The organism is Allobosea sp. CS1GBMeth4 (assembly GCF_900185715.1).
Taxonomy (GTDB): Bacteria; Pseudomonadota; Alphaproteobacteria; order Rhizobiales; family Beijerinckiaceae; genus Allobosea.
Genome location: NZ_FYAS01000016.1, coordinates 299701 through 316681, shown reverse-complemented (window position 1 = coordinate 316681; position 16981 = coordinate 299701). Strand labels below are relative to the sequence as shown.

The window sequence follows — 16981 nt, the reverse complement described above, 5'->3', positions numbered from 1 at the left end:
TCTTCGACATCAAAACCGCAGGGGTTCGCGCCGATGACCAAGATGACCCGCCGCCACGCGCTTCGCGTCCTCGGCGCTCCCGCAGCTCTCGCCGCCACCGCGCCGGTGGCGAAGGCGCAGGCGCCCGCCCCGAGCTTCACGCTGCTGCTGGTCAACGACATCTACAAGATGGGCGACGACAAGGGCAGGGGCGGCTTCGCCCGGGTCGCCGGCATCGCCAAGGCCGAGCGGGCGCGCGGCGTGCCGCTGCTCTTCGCCCATGCCGGCGACTGCTATTCGCCCTCGCTGATGTCGGGCTTCGACCAGGGCGCCCATATCGTCGCGATGCAGAACAAGATGGGGCTCGACGTCTTCGTCCCCGGCAACCACGAATTCGACTTCGGCAAGGAGAATTATCTCAAGCTCACTGCGGCCCAGACCTATCCCACCTTTGCGGCCAATCTCCGCGACGCCGCCGGCAATCTCCTGCCGGGGCACAAGGATTCGCAGATCTTCGAGCTCGGCGGGATCAAGGTCGGCGTGATCGGCACCACCTTCGACCCGACGCCGCAGCTCTCCAATCCGGGCGACCTGAAGTTCTCCTCGACCATGGAGGCGCTGCGGCGCGAGGCGCGCAAGCTGAAATCGGAAGGCGCCGACATCCTCGTCGCCGTGGCGCATGCCGACCGGGCGATGGACTACGAGATCGTGCGCTCGCGCGTCGTCGACATCCTGCTCACCGGACACGACCACGATCTCGCCATCGCCTATGACGGCAAGGTGGTGATGGTCGAGTCGAACGAGGAGGGCAATTACGTCACCGCGATCGACATCGCCGCCAAGGTCTCGGGCGAGGGCGCAAATCGCCGTGTCGAATGGACGCCGACCTTCCGCGTCAACGACAGCCGCGCCGCGACGCCCGACCCGGAGGTCGCCGCCATCGTGAAGGGCTACGAGACCGAGCTGTCGAAGGAGCTCGACGTCGAGATCGCGACGCTGGCCTCCCCGCTCGATTCGCGCACGGGCATGATCCGCACCCAGGAAACCGCGATCGGCAACCTGATCGCCGATGCGATCCGGGCGGCGACCGGCGCGCAGCTCGCCATCACCAATGCGGGCGGCATCCGCGCCAACAAGCAGTATGCGCCGGGCCACAAGCTGACGCGGCGCGACGTGCTGAGCGAGCTGCCATTCGGCAACGCCACGGTGATGGTGGAGATCACCGGCAAGGACGTGAAGGACGCGATCGAGAACGGCCTGCGCGACGCGCCGCAGGGCGCGGGACGCTTCCCGGTGGTCTCGGGGCTGACCTTCGAGGCGGACCTCAAGCAGCCGCAGGGCTCGCGCGTCACCTCGGTGAAGGTCGCCGGCAAGGAGATCGACCCCGCGGCCAAGTACACGGTCGCCTCCAACAACTTCATGCTCGCCGGCGGCGACGGCTACAGCGCGCTCGGCCGCGGCAGGACGCTGATCGGCCTGACCGACGGCAAGCTGATGGCGAACGAGGTGATGGTCTATCTGCGCCGGCTCGGCACGGTCGACGCCAAGGTCGAGGGACGAGCCGTCCTGAAGTGAGCGGATTCTGCGCGGCGCTCGACGCCTTCCTCGCCTCGCCCGCCGCGGCCTCCTGGCGCGATCTTCCCGTCTTCGCCGACGGCACGGTGATGCAGGCCTGCGCCGCCGTCGACGCCGAGCGGGATGCCGGCCACGTCGTCGCGCCGGCGCCGGAGCGCTTCCTCGCGGCGCTCGCCCTGACGCCGCTCAATGCGGTGCGCGTCGTCATCCTCGGGCAGGACCCCTATCCGACGCCCGGCCATGCCAACGGGCTCGCCTTCTCCTATGTCGGGCCGGCGCCCTTGCCGCGCTCGCTCGTCAACATCCACCGCGAGCTCGGCGAGGATCTGGGCGCCGTGGCCATCGGCCGGGGCGATCTCTCCGGCTGGGCCAGGCAGGGCGTGCTCCTGCTCAACACCGCGCTCAGCGTGCGCGAGGGCGCGACGCAGGCGGGCTCGCATCTCGGCCTCGGCTGGCGGGCGGTGACGGATGCGATCCTCTCCGCCATCTCGCAGCGTCGGCCGCATGTGGTGTTCATGCTCTGGGGCGCTCCGGCGCAGGCGAAGCGCGCCCTGATCGACGAGAGCCGGCATCTCGTCATCGCCAGCGCCCATCCCTCGCCGCTCTCGGCGCGGCGCGGCTTCTTCGGCTCGAAGCCGTTCAGCCGGGCGAATGCCTGGCTGGTGGAGAAGGGGGAGGAGCCGGTGGCCTGGTGACGGCTATCCGACCGGCCGCTCGTCGGCGATGACCTTGCCGTCGTTCGGCAGCGCGCCGAGCGGCAGGATCTCGACCGTGCCCTTCAGCTTCGTCACCTGCTGCAGCGTCGAGGAGACGGCGTCGACGAAGCCTTTCGGCTCGGCATAGATCTCGGCCTTGAGCGTCATGGTGTCGAGCTCGTCGGCGCGGCCGATGACGAGGCGGAGCTTGGCGATCTCGGCGTGGCGGCGGGCGATCTCGGCGACCTGCTCGGGTCGCACGAACATGCCCTTGACCTTGGCGGTCTGGTCGGCGCGGCCGAGCCAGCCCTTGATCCGCTGGTTGGTGCGGCCGCTGGCGCTCATCCCCGGCAGGATCGCGGTGAGGTCGCCGACGGCGAGGCGGATCTGCGGGTGATGCGGATCGAGATTGGTGACGACGATCTCGCCGACCTCGCCCTCGGCGACGGGATCGCCGGTGCCGGGGCGGACGATCTCGACGATCAGGTTCTCGTTCAGAACCATGCCGTCGCGCGCGCCGGTCTCGTAGGCGATCAGGCCGATGTCGGCGGTGGCGTAGAGCTGGTAAGCGTCGATGCCGCGTTCGCGCACCCAGGCCTGCAGCGAGGGCGGGAAGGCGGCGCCGGACACGATGGCCCGCTTCAGGCAGGAGGCGTCGACGCCGCGGCTGTCGGCGGCCTCGACCAGCAGCTTGAGGAAGTCGGGCGTGCCGGTATAGGCGCTCGGCCGGTAGGCGCCGATCACCTCCATCTGCTGCTCGGTGTTGCCGGGGCCGGCCGGGATCACGGCGCAGCCCACAGCGCGCGCGGCGGAATCCATGATGAAGCCGCCGGGCGTCAGATGATAGCCGAAGGTGTTGAGGACGACGTCGCCCGCGCGGAAGCCGGCGGCATAAAGGCCGCGGGCGGTGCCCCAGGGGTCGATGCCGGTGCCCTCCGGCTCGAAGATCGGGCCGGGCGAGGTGAAGAGCCTGCCGAAGGAGCCGAGGGGCGCGGTGGCGAAGCCGCCGAAGGGCGGATCGTTCCTGTGCAGCGCCGGCAGCTCGGCCTTGCGCAGCACCGGGAGCTTCGCGAGCGCCGCGCGGTCGTTGACGGCAGCCGGATCGACGCCCTTCAGATGCGCGGCATAGCCCGGGGTCGCCAGCGCGGCGGCGAGCACGGCCGGCAATCTGGCGAACAGGTCGGCCTCGCGCATCTCGGGCGGACGGGTCTCGAGATCGTCATAGTGCTGCTTCATCGCTCTTGCCCTCGCGGACCGGTCTATCGGATGACGCGCAGGATGCGCAGGAAGTCGAGCAGCCCCGTCAGCGAGGCTGCGACATAGGTCAGCGCCGCGGCCCGCAGCACGCCGCGGGCCGCGGGCATGTCGTCCGGATGGAGATATCCGTCGGAGCCGAGGATCGGCAGCGCCTTGCCGAAGCTGGCGTCGAATTCCACCGGCAGCGTCAGCAGGTGCACGACGACGCCGAGACCGAGCAGGGCGACGACGGCGCCGAACTGGACCAGGCCGAGGACGGGCACGCGCGCGACGATCATCACGACCGGTAGGGTGACCAGCATCACCATGGCGATCCTGTCGACCGTGCCGAGCAGGCGGGCGAGGCGGGTGCGGAGGGCGAAGAGCCGGCTGCCCTGCGCGTGCTGGATGGCATGCGCGACCTCGTGCGTGGCGACTGCGACGGCGGTGATCGAGCGGCCGTCATGGTTCCCGGGCGACAGCCGCACGGCGCGGGCGCCGGGGTCGTAATGGTCGCCGCCGGTGGCGATGGCCTCGACGTCCACCGACGTCAGCCCGTAGCGGTCGAGCAGATGGCGCGCGAGCTCGCCCCCGGTGCCGGGCAGATCGGGCCTGTCGGCGGCGTGCCTGTGCATGACGTGGCGGACCCAGACTTGCGGACCGAGGATCAGCGCGAGGAGGAAGAGGGCGAGGACGAGATAGAGCATGGGCCGGAATGCCCCGCGCGGCGGCCGGACTAAGACAGCCAGCGCTTGCGGCGCTTGTAGCTCTTGACCTCGCGGAAGGACTTCTTCGCGCCCTCGGCGACACCGAGATAGAACTCCTTCACGTCCTCGTTCTCGCGCAGCATCTTCGCCTCGCCGTCCATGACGACGCGGCCGGTCTCCATGATGTAGCCATAGGTGGCGTAGCGCAGCGCCATGTTGGTGTTCTGCTCGGCGACGAGGAAGGAGACGCCCTCCTGATCGTTCAGCCGGCGGACGATCTCGAAGATCTCCTCGACGATCTGCGGCGCCAGCCCCATGGACGGTTCGTCGAGCAGGATCATCTTCGGTTTCGACATCATGGCGCGGCCGATGGCGCACATCTGCTGCTCGCCGCCGGAGGTGTAGCCGGCCTGCGAGCCGCGGCGCTGCTTCAGCCGCGGGAAGAGCTCGTAGATCTTCTCCAGGTCGCGCCTGATCGCGGCGTTGCCGTCGCGGCGGGTGAAGGCGCCGGTGAGCAGGTTCTCCTCGATCGAGAGGTGGCCGAAGCAGTGGCGGCCCTCCATGACCTGGATGCAGCCGCGCCGGACGAGCTCGTTCGGGGACATCTTGTCGACGCGCTCGCCGTTGAAGACGATCGAGCCCTTGGTGACCTCGCCGCGCTCGGCCTTGAGCAGATTCGAGATCGCCTTCAGCGTCGTGGTCTTGCCGGCGCCGTTGGCGCCGAGGATGGCGACGATGCCCTTCCGCGGCACCTGTAGCGAGACGCCCTTCAGCACCAGGATGACGTGATCATAGATCACCTCGATGTTGTTGAGCGACAGGATGGTGTCCGTCGCCGCGGCGGCGGCGGGGCTGTTTTCCAAGACGAGGCTCGACATCGCGGCTCCTCCCCTTCGCCCCTTGCGGGAGAAGGTGGCGCGCAGCGCCGGATGAGGGGGCGCGCCGCGCGTTCAGGTCGGTTCCGAGAACCGCAGCCGCCGAAAGGACGGCGCGACCCTCATCCGTCTCGGCTCGGCCGAGCCACCTTCTCCCGCAAGGGGAGAAGGGAAGCCCGGCATCAGCCGTTCAGGTCAGGACGACTTCTCGCAGGACTCGGTCCGCTTCGGCCAGTTGCCGGCCTTCTCGACATAGTCCTTGGCGTTCGCCTCGATCAGCGGCCGGACCTCGTCCTTCATCGGCTCGATCCAGTCGCCCTTCTGCGTCCACTTGGTGCCGTCCCATTCGGCGACATAGGCCTTGTGGTGGCCGGAATGGTCGGTGCAGCTGACCTTCACCGGGGAGGCGAAGCCGGCCATGCCGATCTCCTTGAGCCGGGCCTCGTCGACATTCAGGTTCTCGAGGCCGCGGCGCATGTCCTCGGGCGTGATCACCTTCTTGCCGGTCAGCTTCTGGGCGGTGCGGATCGCCTCGACCACGAGCATCGAGTTGTAGACGCCGCGATTGTAGAGGTTCTCGCCGACCTTCTCCTTCGGCGTCGTGCTCTTCCCCTTCTCCACGACATGCTTGAGGATGTCCTGGATCACCGGGAAGTTCTGGCCGGCCGCGTTGAAGTTCAGCGACTTGTAGCCCTTCGCCTCGGCGCCGCCGGCACGGGCGTCGTCGTCACCGCCGGCCCACCAGACGCCGACCAGCTTGCCGATCGGGAAGTTGTTCTTGATCGCCTCCTTGACCGCGGTCGGGTTCATCGCGCCCCAGCCCTGGTTGTAGAGGAAATCCGGCCGGTCGCGGCGGATCGAGAGCCAGAGCGAACCCTGGTTCTGCATGTCGGCCGCCGCCACGGGATAGAGCTTGAGCTCGAAGCCGTATTTCTTGGCGAGGCTCTCGAGCACCGGGATCGGCTCCTTGCCGAAGGGGGCGTCGAGATGGATCAGGCCGAGCTTCTTGCCCTTGAGCTTGTCCAGGCCGCCGAGCTCGGCGGCCATGTGCTTCACCATCACCGAGGCCCCGTCCCAATAGGTCAGCGGCGGGATGAAGACCCAGGGGAAGTTGGTGCCATCGGCCGAGGCCGAGAGGCCGTAGGCCATGGACAGGATCGGCAGCTTGTCGACATGGGCGCGCGGGATCGCGGCCAGCGTCGCGCCGGTCGACCACGGGCTGTAGACGATGGTCTTCGACTTGACCTGCTCGTAGCACTCGATCGACTTCTTGGTGTCGTAGCCGGTCTCGCACTCCTCATAGATGATCTTGACGCCGTTCACGCCGCCGTCGCGCTCGTTGATCATGGTGATGTAGTCGCGCATGCCGTCGCCGATCGGGATGCCCGAGCCGGAGAACGGGCCGGTGCGATAGGCGTTGTTGGAGAAGTAGATCGTGTCCTGCGCGCTCGCCGGGCCGGCGACGGCGCCGGCGGCGAGGAGCGCGCCGAGCGCGGCGCTCCTGATGATGCTGCTCTTCGTCATGGACTTCCTCCGTGGTTGCCGGGCCCGGCCGAGCCGTCCCGTCTTCGCTTGTCCGCCGCTTGAAGGGTCTGCGGCGAATCGTTGTCCTTGGGCCGTCTCCCCTTTGACCTTGCGCGAATTCCTGTCGTTTGGCTGTTCCAGCCAAACGGAAAGCGCGCTGGTCAGTAGGGGAAGGGCCACGTCCGCAATTTCTGCTTCCCGATCTGCCAGAGCCGGGCGAGCCCGTGCGGCTCGACGATCAGGAAGATGATGATCAGCGCGCCGACCAGCATGAAGGTGACGTGCTCGGCCGTCGCGCCCGAGAGCGGCACGCCGAGCGCCGGCAGGCCGAACTTCATGATGGTCGGCAGGCTGGCGATGAAGGCGGCGCCCATGAAGGAGCCGATCAGCGAGCCGAGGCCGCCGAGAATGACCATGAACAAGATGTTGAAGGAGAGGCGGATGGTGAAGACGTCGTTGGCCTCGCCGCCGCCATACCAGAGGAAGATCATCATCGCCCCGGCGACGCCGGCGAAATAGGACGAGACGGCGAAGGCGATCAGCTTGGCGTTGAGCAGCTTGATGCCCATCAGCTCGGCGGCGATGTCCATGTCGCGCACCGCCATCCAGGAGCGGCCGAGCCGGCCGTGAACGAGGTTCGAGGCCAGCCAGGTCAGCATCACGACGAGGCCGAGGCAGACGAAATAGCGCGTCTCGGGCGTCGCGGCGGCGCCGGTGACCGGCAGGCCGAACAGCGTGCGCTGCGGCACCTCGATCGCGCCCGAGGCGTTGTAGTTGAACAGCCAGGGCACGCGCACGAAGGCCCATTGCAGGAAGAACTGCGCGGCGAGCGTGGCCACGGCGAGATAGAAACCCTTGATCCGCAGCGAGGGCAGGCCGAAGACAACGCCGATCGCTGCCGAGAACAGTCCCGACAAGAGGATCAGGACGATGATGTTCACGCCGGGGAAGAAGGTGGTGAGCTTGTAGCAGGAATAGGCGCCGACACCCATGAAGGCGGCGGTGCCGAGCGAGATCAGCCCGGTATAGCCGGTCAGGATGTTGAGCCCGATCGCCGCCAGCGAGAACACCAGGAACGGGATCATCACCGAGGAGAGGAAGAAGTCGTTGCCGGCGAGCGGGACGCCGACGAAGGCGATCAGCAGGATGACGGCGATGCCGATCCGGTCCTGCCGCAGCGGGAACACGGCCATGTCGGCGGCGTAGTTGGTCTTGTATTGGCCGGCTTCGCGGTAGAACACGGGCTCACCTCGTCATTCCGGGGCGGCACGCAGTGCCGAGCCCGGAATCCATGAACATTGTCGCTGGCGAAGAGGTCGCGCCGTTGCCGGCGCCACCTGCGGTTACGGGCTCCGGTCTCGATCCTGCGGATCGCCCCGGAACGACGGCGTGGTTGATGCGGACGATCATCAGATTCTCTCGATGATCTTGTCGCCGAACAGGCCCTGCGGCCGGAACAGCAGGAAGCCGAGCGCGATGAAATAGGCGAGCCAGCTCTCGATGCCGCCGCCGATCAGCGGACCCCAGTAGAACTCGCCGAGCTTCTCGCCGATGCCGATGATCAGCCCGCCGACGATGGCGCCGGGGATCGAGGTGAAACCGCCGAGGATCAGCACCGGCAGCGCCTTCAGCGCCACGATCTCGAGCGCGAAGGAGACGTCGGAGCGCGCGCCCCACATGATGCCGGTGATCAGCGCGACGATGCCGGCGGTGAACCAGACGATCACCCAGATCTGGTTGAGCGAGATGCCGACCGAGAGCGCCGCCTTGTGGCTGTCGGCGACGGCGCGCAGGGCGCGGCCGATGCGGGTGTACTGGAAGAACAGCCCGAGCACCGCGATCATCAGCGAGGCGATGATCGCCGCGGCGATGTCGATCTTCTGCAGCGAGACGATGCCGCCCAGCATCTTCAGGTCGATCGCGCCCTTGGGCAGGAAGAGCTGCTCGGTGATCATCTGCTTGGGATTGCCGCCGAAGACGGATTCGCCGAAGCCGATCAGGAAATAGGTGATCCCGAAGGTCGCCATGAACAGGATGATGTCGGGCTGGTTGACCAGCGGGCGCAGCACCACGCGTTCGATGGTCGCGGCGAGGACGAACATCACGCCGAGCGTCAGGATGACGGCGATGAAAGCCGGGACGCCCTTCTCGTAGAGGCCGACCAGGGTCAGCGCCGCGAACACCACCATGATGCCCTGGGCGAAGTTGAAGACGCCGGAGGCCTTGAAGATCAGCACGAAGCCGAGCGCGATCAGGGCGTAGAGCACGCCGGAGACGAGCCCTTCCCAGATCGTCTGGACGAGCAGGTCGGGCGCCTGCGCCATCTGGTTGAACGGGTCGACGAAAATGGCGTGGATCGTGCCGGAGGGGTCGAGGCGCGCGCCGACGATCGCGGCGACGACGAGGGCGGCCACGATCAGGCCGGACTTGACCCAGCCCTTGGCGAGGAGATTGGGCGCAGGCTGCGCGGCGACGTCGCTCATGCGCGGTGCTCCTTGGCTGCGGCCGTCATCAGTGCGCCACTCCCAGATAGGCGTCGATCACGCGCTGGTCGGTCTTGACCTCGCCTGGCGTGCCATCGGCGATCTTGCGGCCGTATTCGAGCACGACGACGCGGTCGGACAGGTCCATGACCACGCCGATATCGTGCTCGATCAGGGCGATGGTGGTGCCGAACTGGTTGTTCATGTCGAGGATGAAGCGGCACATGTCCTCCTTCTCCTCGAGGTTCATGCCGGCCATCGGCTCGTCGAGCAGCAGCAGCTCGGGTTCCATGGCGAGCGCCCGGCCGAGCTCGACGCGCTTCTGCAGGCCGTAGGGCAATTTGCCGACCGGCAGCTTGCGGATGTGCTGGATCTCCAGGAAGTCGATGATGTCCTCGACGACCTTGCGGTGCTCGATCTCCTCGGCCATGGCGGGGCCGTGCCGCAGCGCCTGCCAGAAGAAGCCCTTGCGCATCTTCAGCGTGCGCCCGGTCATGATGTTGTCGAGCGTCGACATGCCCTTGAACAGGGCGACGTTCTGGAAGGTGCGGGCGATGCCCGCGGCGGCGGCCTGGTGCGGCCTCACCCTGGTGCGGCGCACGCCCTTGTAGGTGATGCGTCCGTCCTGCGGATGGTAGAAGCCGTTGATGCAGTTGAGCATCGAGGTCTTGCCGGCGCCGTTGGGGCCGATGATGGCGCGGATCTCGCCCTTGCGGATGTCGAAGGAGACGTCGGTGATCGCCTTCACGCCGCCGAAGCGCAGCGAGACGTTCTCGACCGAGAGCAGCGCCTCGCCCTTCTGCGTGACCGGATCGCCGGCGATGTCCGTGGAATGCGCGTTCATGCCGCCTCCTTCGCCGCCCGGGCGGCCACCGGCGCCGTGACCGGATAGATCTTGGCGTCGCGGATCTTGACGGTCGCCGAGATCACGCCCTTGCGGCCGTCCTCGAACGTCACCTCCGTCGAGATGTCGGCCTCGGTCGCGCCGTTGTAGAGCGCCTCGACCAGCGGCGCGTAGCGCTCGGCGATGAAGCCGCGGCGGACCTTCTGGGTGCGGGTGAGCTCGCCGTCGTCGGCGTCGAGCTCCTTGTGCAGGATCAGGAAGCGCCTGATCTGGGCGCCGCCCATCATCGGCTCGGCGGCGAGCGAGCGGTTCACCTCGTCGATGTGCTCGGCCATCATATCGTAGACGAGCGGATGGCCGGCGAGCTCCTGATAGGAGGCGTAGACGACGTTGTTGCGCTCGGCCCAGTTGCCCACCGCCGTCAGGTCGATGTTGAGCGCGACGGTGGCGTAGTCGCGGCCCTGGCCGAAGGCGACCGCTTCCTTGATGTTCGGATAGAACTTCAGCTTGTTCTCGATGTATTTCGGCGGGAAGAGCTCGCCCGAGCTGAGCTTGCCGACATCCTTGGCGCGGTCGATGATCTTGAGGTGGCCGCTCTCGTCGAAGAAGCCGGCATCGCCCGAGCGGACATAGCCGTCCGCCGTCATCGTCTCGGCGGTCTTCTCCTCGTCCTTGTAGTAGCCGCGGAAGATCGAGGGCGAGCGGTAGAGCACCTCGCCATTGTCGGCGATCCTGATCTCGACCTGCGGCGCCGGCTTGCCGACCGTGTCGGCCTTGATCTCGCCGTCCGGCTGCATGGTGATGTAGACGCCGGCCTCGGTCTGCCCGTAGAGCTGCTTCAGGTTCACGCCGATCGAGCGATAGAAGCGGAAGAGCTCGGGGCCGATCGCCTCGCCGGCCGTGTAGCCGACCTTGATGTTGGTGAGGCCGAAGCGATTGCGCAACGGCGCATAGATCAGGATGTCGCCGAGCTTGTAGAGCAGGCGGGCGCCGAGCGGCACCGGCTCGCCGTTCAGGATCTTCTCGCCATGCGCCTTGGCGACGCCGAGGAAGTAACGGAACAGCTTGCGCATCAGCGGGCCGGCATCCTCCATGCGCACCATGGTCAGCGTCAGCATGGTCTCGAAGACGCGCGGCGGCGCGAAGGCATAGGTGGTGCCGATCTCGCGGCGGTCGTCGACGACGGTGTCGGGGCTCTCCGGGCAGTTGACGCAGAAGCCGGCGATGATCGCCTGCGCATAGGAGAAGACATGGTCGCCGACCCAGGCGATCGGCAGATAGGCGATGATCTCGTCGGTCTCGTTCAGCCCGTCGAAGGCGCAGCCGATCTCGGCGGCGGTGATGACGTTGAAATGGCTGAGCATCACCCCCTTGGGCCGCCCGGTCGTGCCGGAGGTGTAGAGGATGATGGCGAGGTCGGAGCCCTGACCCTGCTCCATCTCGTGGTCATGCGCAGCCGAGACCGCCGGATCCCTGAGCGCGGTGCGCCCGGACTCGATCACCTCGCCGATGTCGTGCAGCTTGGCGTGATCGTAGTCGCGCAGGCCGCGCGGCTCGTCATAGAGCATGTGGCGCAGCGCCGGCAGGCGCTCGGCGACGGAGAGCACCTTGTCGACCTGCTCCTGATCCTGCACGCAGGCGAAGACCGCGCCGGCATGGTCGAGCACATAGGCCATCTCGTCGGCGACGCTGTCGGCATAGACCGGCACCGGGACCGCCCCCAGCCACTGTGCCGCGGCCATCGACCAATACAGGCGCGGACGGTTGTAGCCGATGATCGCGACCTTCTCGCCGCGCTTCAGGCCGAGCTGCTCGAAGCCCTTGGCATAGGCGCGGACCTGCTCGGCGACCTCGGCCCAGGTCCAGGACTGCCAGATGCCGAGATCCTTGTGACGGAAGGCCGTGCGCCCGCCGCGTTGCCGCGCATTGCGCAGCAGGAGCTTGGGAAAGGTGTCCGCCTGGCCGGCGGCTGCGCTTGCCACGATCGTCGTCTCCACCCTGTCGCCCCGTCTGCCGCGGGTTTGTCGGACTCGGAAGTCCCCGAGCCCGTTCCGATCGGCCTGCCGTGCAAGCTGACCGGACCAGGCTCTTCTGCGATCATGCAAGCTTTGCAGGTGGCCCGACGCTGTGCAAGAAGCCACTTGACAGACAAGATGGGTTTGAGGCGCTATTGTCCCGCCGAGGTTTCGCTTGGCCTTCGGCCCCGCGATTTGCCGGGTGAATTTCCCGACTTCGCAAGGCTCGCAGGCGCCGGTTTCAGTGGGCCGGCGCTGTCTGTCCGAGCTGCGCGTTCAGGCCGATGGCGCGACGCGAGGACCAGCCGATGCGTCCATTTGGCTCGATCACGATCGCGATGCTGCTCGCCGCAGGGGCGAGCGATACGCGCGCGCATCGGGCGGCCAGCGGCTGGGATTATCCGTTCGAATGCTGCTCGGAGGCCGATTGCGCCCGGATCGAGGCGGCCGCCGTGCGCGAGACGCCGTCCGGCGTCGTCGTGACGATCGCACCGGGCGGGCATCCGATGTGGCCGACGGAGCGGCGCCAGCCGGCAGTCCTCGACATCCCCTACGGAAAGGCCCGCCTGTCGCCGGACGGGTTCTTTCATCTGTGCATGAACGATGCCGGGGAGCTGCTGTGCTTCTTTTCTCCGGCCGGAGGATCGTAGCGCCGCCGGCGGGCGGGTCCTTCCAGCCCTTGGCCGCCGGCGTTCCTGCCGCGGCAGGCGCGATCCCTGCTCCCCTTCGGATCGAAGTCGCGCCTGATGTGTCGAGATCCGGCGGCAAGCGGCGAGTCAGTGCTTCCGAAGCTGGAAGGCCTCGGCGAAGGTCAGCTCGACCATGTCGCCCCGCTTCAGGCGGCGGAGATCGTTCTGGATGTCGGGATCCGACACGGTATGGGTCCGCGCTCCTGCCGGTCCGACATAGTTCACCACATTCGTCGCCGGATCGAATTTGTCGAACCTCGCCGTCACCGTCAGCGATCGCACGACATATCTTTCCGGCAGGTTCTGGAAGGAGGAGTCGGCGGCCGCCTCCGAGTAGATGATCGCAGGCTTGGCGCCCTTCCGCGCCCGCTTGGCTCCGAGGATCACGCCTTCGACGCGGCGAACCTCGACCCTGTCACCGGGGCTGATGTTCTGAAGGTTCCCGAACACCTCGGGCACCGCGACGGGCCATGTCTGGCGGCCCTGCCTGACGATGACGATGCGCTCGGCCGGGTTGACGGCGGCGACCTCGACATCGAGCCGCTCGACGTCCACCGGCCCGACACCGGCGACGATGACCGTCTCGCTGGTGACCGTCGGACCCGTCGCGCAGCCCGCGCAAGCCAAGGCGAGTGAAACCGCCGCGATCACGCTCATGTGCTTCAACATCGGACGTCTCCCCTGTTCAAGACCAGTCCAGTTTGAAAATCCACTGCCGGATTTCGGGATTCTGTCTGCAAGCCGGGAAATTTGTGAACGGAAGACTTCGCAAGACTCAAGACTAAAGGCCAACTCCTGCTGCGGCACAATAGGTCGTCGCAGGAGCGGCCTCGCGCATGGGCCGACTCAACGAAGACCGGGACGTCGGCGAAAGCACCGAGAACGCCCTGTTCCTGCGTCACCGCAAGACATTCCGACGGCGGAGACCAAGAGGGTGAAGGCGAGGATTCGCGGCAAGAGAGACATCGGAACTGGCCTTGGAAGAAGCCGAAGCGACGACGGTTTTCGCTGCCGTCAGAAGCGCAGCTCGACCCTCCCCTTGAGGGCGTGGTCGCGCGAGCGCTCGCCCGCCGCGGCAAAGTAGGTCAGTCCGAGCGTGGCGGCTTGCGAGATGCGCCAGTCAAGCCCTGCCTCGGCTACCAGAGCCTCGCGATCGATCGGCGCGGCGAAGACGCGGGCCATTGTGGTGCCGGCGACGAAGGCGGTGCTGGCTTGTGGCGTGAGATCGCCGAAGCCGTGGCGCCAGCCGAGCATGGCCCGGGCGAACAGCGGCATCGCGCCGAGCTGCGCTTCGGCGCGCAGGCCGAGCGTGGTGAAGCCGAGCGTCTGGTCGCTGCCGAACACCCGCAGCGCTGCGGCGCCGCCACGCTCCGTACCGGCATTGGTCGAGACCCGGATCAGGGCAAGCTGCGCGAAGGGTTCGAGCGCAAAGCCGCTGAAGGCGAAGGCGTAGCCGAGCTCGGCAAAGCCCTGCGTCACCGAGCCGGAGCGCTGCAGCCGCAACAGGTCACCGAAGCCGCGGAGCTGGACCTGGCGGCGGATGTCGCTTTCGGACCAGCTATAGGCGGCGCCGGTATCGAGCCTGAGCTGGCCGAAGCGGGCGTCGGCATAGAGCGCGACATGGCCGCTCTCGAGCTTGCCCGAGGACAAGCGGGCATCGAGATCGAAGCGCGACTGGCTGTAACCGCCGGCGACGCCGAGCTTCAGCGCGGAGCCGGGCGCGTCATGGACCATGAAATCGGCGCCGAGCAGGGCGCCGCCGCTGCGGCGGCTGAGGCTGGCGGCATTGGCATTGCTGTCCGTGGTGCCTGTGCCGCCGAAAGCATTGCCCCACAGCGCGTAGCGCGGCTGCGGCAGCGGGGCCGGCATCACGACCGCGCCCTTGCGGCCCGGCAGATCGGCGCTGAAGCTCGCTGCGACTTGGCTAGCGGGAGCGGTCAGCAATGGTCCGCGCAGATGGCCCAGGATCGTTTCGCGTACCAATCGGCTCTCGTCGATCATCACGCTGATGCCCTGGGCATGCGCCTCGCCCGAGAGCAGATTGAAGCCGCCCCGGGCCTCGCCGGCGGTGGCGCCGATCAGGGCGTTGTAGATTGAATTGCCGCCACCCAGCGCCTCTGCCGCGCGCGCGATGCCCGCCTGATTGGCGCTCTGCGCGATCGAGGCGAAGGTGAATCCGTTGCGCGACATGCTGAGGATGACGTCTTGGCCGCCATAGCTCAGCGACGGAGTGAGAAAGGCCAGATTCGACGTCACATTGCTGAAGGTGCCGCTGACCCCGCCCGAGGCGGTCAGGATCGTGTAACTGGTCGACTCCGAATAATTGCCGTTCTCGGCCAGCACCTGCACCGTGCCGCCGGCGATCGTCGCGCTGCCGGTGACGTTGAGCCGGTCGCCCTGACCGCTTGCATTGACTTCAACCTGGTAGGCCGAGCCGGTTGCGAAGGTTATGTTACCGTTGATCGTCAAGGTCCCGATCGAGCTGCCGGGTGCAATCGTCCCGCCTGCATTGACATAAACATTCGATCCGTTCGCGTTATATGGCAGATACCCGATCTGGCCGGATCCGGATAGCGTTCCTCCGTTGACAATTACGTTCGAACTGGAGATTCCGCCGTTGACTTCCAGTGTTCCCTCTTGAATAGTCGTATTGCCGGTGTAAAGGCTGACTTCGGTCAAGGTCAGGGTGCCCGTGCCGACCTTGACCAGGGAGCCAGCAGAGCCTCCAAAAACTCCGGAAAACGTCGTTGATCGGTTATTCCCGCCAATAGTCAGCTCGTTGCTGCCGAGATTGACGACGCCGATTCCCGAAATCGAGCCTAGGGATACCTTGCCGTTCCCATTCGGGCCCGATGTGCCTGAAAAGTCGACGAGAGGATAAGTTCCCATCCGCATATAGGTGTTGGTGATTGCCGCATTGCCTGCGTTGCTGTTGCCGGAGAAATAGATCTCGCTACCGTTCTCGATCTGAGCATTTCCAGCTGTGGCATTATCCTTGAAATACAGCGGAAAAGCTGAGGCAATGGTTGCATACTCAGCGGTGCTGTTCTCTCGAAATTCGAACGAGAAAGCTTCAAATGTTCTATTTATTATCGAATTCGCTGCGGTCGAATTACCGGTGAATATCAAATATCCCTGAGATGGCAGGGTCGCGTTGCCTGCCGAGCTATTGTCGTAGAAGGTGACGGTTCCGGCGCCAAACATGTGTCTGTTGAAAATAAACGCATTTCCGGCAGTGCTGTTGTTATAGAAGTTCACCGTCCCGCCGTTATCGATTATGGAGGTGCCGGCACTGCTTTGATCGTAAAATAGAATTCGATCGAATTGTTGAGCGCTGAGCTGGCCGCTCGCCGTCTGCTGCCCGGTGAATACGGTATCCGCCGCCAGGCTCCGAGTGGCTGGAAGCACGGCAGATGCCATGACCGCGACGAGCAGGCGCCCGGCCAAGCGAGGGCTGCCGCCGCGACCCCGTCCCGTCGAATTCATCGCGAGAGTCATCCTCAACCGATCGGTGGCGCAGCGTAGCGAGGGCGTGATCTGGTGGCAACCAGAGCGCGTATCGGCGCGCGCACGATCAGCACGGAGCTATGTCATCGAACTCTAGGCTGGGGCGACGGTCACTGCAGATGTCCGGGACCCGACGCGCTCCGGAGAGGATACCGGTGCGGATTCCATCCCCCTACCCCTCATACCGCGCCAGCCGCTCCAGATCGAGGATCGTCACCTCGTTGTGGCCGACCTTGATGAAGCCGAGCTCGGCGAGCCGGGCAAGGCTCTGGTTCGCCATCTGGCGGGAGATGCCGGCGAGCAGGCCGAGCTCCTCCTGCGAGATCGTCAGCGTCCGGTCCTGGCTCGGATAAAGGATTGGATTGAACAGCCAGGCGAGGTTGCGGGCGAGGCGCCCGGTGGCGCCGAGCATGCGGTCGTATTCCGCGAGGCCGATGAACTGGGCGAGGCGCTCGTTGAACTGGTGGACCAGGAAGCGGTTGAAGGCGGCCGAATGCTCGAACAGCCAGAAGAAGGTCTGGCGCCGCATCAGCGCGACCTTGCTTTCGCGCAGGGCGACGAGATCGTAGCGGCGCGCCTCGTTCTTGATGATGGTGCCCTCGCCGAACCAGGCGCCGCCGCGCAGGCCGGCGAGCGTCGCCGATTTGCCGCTGCGCGAGGTCGTGCTCATCTTGAGCAGGCCGTCGGCGACGCCGGTCCAGGATTCGAGGCGGTCGCCGACATGGCAGACATAGGCGCCCTTGCCGTAGACCCTGGTCGTCGTGCCGCGCCGCGCCTCCTCGAACTCCTCCGGCGCGAGGTCGTGCGACCAGATGGCGATGCGGCGCAGTTCATCCTCGGAAATCAAGACTC

General features: G+C 66.6%; 14 protein-coding genes. 3 read left to right on the top strand and 11 right to left on the bottom strand.

The window, feature by feature from the left end; genetic code table 11:
- The first annotated feature begins 33 nt into the window (after positions 1 to 33).
- The gene (locus CS1GBM4_RS10320) at positions 34 to 1554 is read left to right on the top strand and encodes a bifunctional UDP-sugar hydrolase/5'-nucleotidase (RefSeq protein WP_186418611.1); all 1521 of its coding nucleotides are present in this window, start codon (positions 34 to 36) and stop codon (positions 1552 to 1554) included.
- Positions 1551 to 2249 carry a uracil-DNA glycosylase gene (gene ung / locus CS1GBM4_RS10315; RefSeq protein WP_186418610.1) on the top strand — a complete coding sequence of 233 codons (699 nt, stop codon included), beginning with the start codon at positions 1551 to 1553 and terminating at the stop codon, positions 2247 to 2249. The genes CS1GBM4_RS10320 and ung overlap by 4 nt, the downstream gene beginning before the upstream one ends.
- A 3-nt stretch (positions 2250 to 2252) precedes the next feature.
- Here ung and CS1GBM4_RS10310 read toward each other — a convergent pair whose 3' ends face one another.
- The 8 genes from CS1GBM4_RS10310 to CS1GBM4_RS10275 all read right to left on the bottom strand — a co-directional run bounded on the left by CS1GBM4_RS10310 (position 2253) and on the right by CS1GBM4_RS10275 (position 11900).
- Positions 2253 to 3485, bottom strand: a complete 1233-nt coding sequence (locus tag CS1GBM4_RS10310; RefSeq protein ID WP_186418609.1) for an AMP-binding protein — start codon at positions 3483 to 3485, stop codon at positions 2253 to 2255.
- A 23-nt stretch (positions 3486 to 3508) separates the two neighbouring features.
- Entirely contained in the window at positions 3509 to 4192 is a 684-nt protein-coding gene (locus CS1GBM4_RS10305; protein WP_186418608.1) for a zinc metallopeptidase, read from the bottom strand.
- 29 nt (positions 4193 to 4221) lie between these two features.
- A complete protein-coding gene (locus CS1GBM4_RS10300) occupies positions 4222 to 5070 on the bottom strand; it encodes an ABC transporter ATP-binding protein (protein ID WP_186418607.1) in 849 nt (282 codons plus the stop codon).
- 192 nt (positions 5071 to 5262) lie between these two features.
- Positions 5263 to 6591, bottom strand: a complete 1329-nt coding sequence (locus CS1GBM4_RS10295) for an ABC transporter substrate-binding protein (RefSeq protein WP_186418606.1) — start codon at positions 6589 to 6591, stop codon at positions 5263 to 5265.
- Positions 6592 to 6752: 161 nt separating this feature from the next.
- Positions 6753 to 7832, bottom strand: a complete 1080-nt coding sequence (locus CS1GBM4_RS10290; protein ID WP_186418605.1) for a branched-chain amino acid ABC transporter permease — start codon at positions 7830 to 7832, stop codon at positions 6753 to 6755.
- A gap of 168 nt (positions 7833 to 8000) precedes the next feature.
- Positions 8001 to 8915, bottom strand: coding sequence for a branched-chain amino acid ABC transporter permease (locus tag CS1GBM4_RS10285; RefSeq protein ID WP_186418660.1), 915 nt, complete (start codon positions 8913 to 8915; stop codon positions 8001 to 8003).
- 187 nt (positions 8916 to 9102) lie between these two features.
- On the bottom strand, positions 9103 to 9918 hold the full coding sequence (locus tag CS1GBM4_RS10280; RefSeq protein WP_186418604.1) for an ABC transporter ATP-binding protein: 816 nt from the start codon (positions 9916 to 9918) through the stop codon (positions 9103 to 9105).
- On the bottom strand, positions 9915 to 11900 hold the full coding sequence (locus CS1GBM4_RS10275) for an AMP-binding protein (RefSeq protein WP_186418603.1): 1986 nt from the start codon (positions 11898 to 11900) through the stop codon (positions 9915 to 9917). Before CS1GBM4_RS10275 ends, CS1GBM4_RS10280 begins: the two co-directional genes overlap by 4 nt.
- Positions 11901 to 12241: 341 nt before the next feature.
- Here CS1GBM4_RS10275 and CS1GBM4_RS10270 point away from each other — a divergent pair, with 341 nt between their 5' ends.
- Positions 12242 to 12583 carry a hypothetical protein gene (locus CS1GBM4_RS10270; RefSeq protein ID WP_186418602.1) on the top strand — a complete coding sequence of 114 codons (342 nt, stop codon included), beginning with the start codon at positions 12242 to 12244 and terminating at the stop codon, positions 12581 to 12583.
- Positions 12584 to 12709: 126 nt separating this feature from the next.
- On the opposite strand, the gene CS1GBM4_RS10265 is transcribed toward CS1GBM4_RS10270, so the two are convergent.
- From CS1GBM4_RS10265 to CS1GBM4_RS10255, 3 genes are all read right to left on the bottom strand, one after another.
- Positions 12710 to 13429: a hypothetical protein gene (locus tag CS1GBM4_RS10265; RefSeq protein WP_186418601.1), complete on the bottom strand. Its 720-nt coding sequence runs from the start codon at positions 13427 to 13429 to the stop codon at positions 12710 to 12712.
- A 207-nt stretch (positions 13430 to 13636) separates the two neighbouring features.
- Positions 13637 to 16069, bottom strand: coding sequence for an autotransporter domain-containing protein (locus CS1GBM4_RS10260; protein ID WP_186418600.1), 2433 nt, complete (start codon positions 16067 to 16069; stop codon positions 13637 to 13639).
- Positions 16070 to 16301: 232 nt separating this feature from the next.
- A complete protein-coding gene (locus CS1GBM4_RS10255; protein ID WP_186418599.1) occupies positions 16302 to 16976 on the bottom strand; it encodes a Crp/Fnr family transcriptional regulator in 675 nt (224 codons plus the stop codon).
- Between the last annotated feature and the right edge of the window lie 5 nt (positions 16977 to 16981).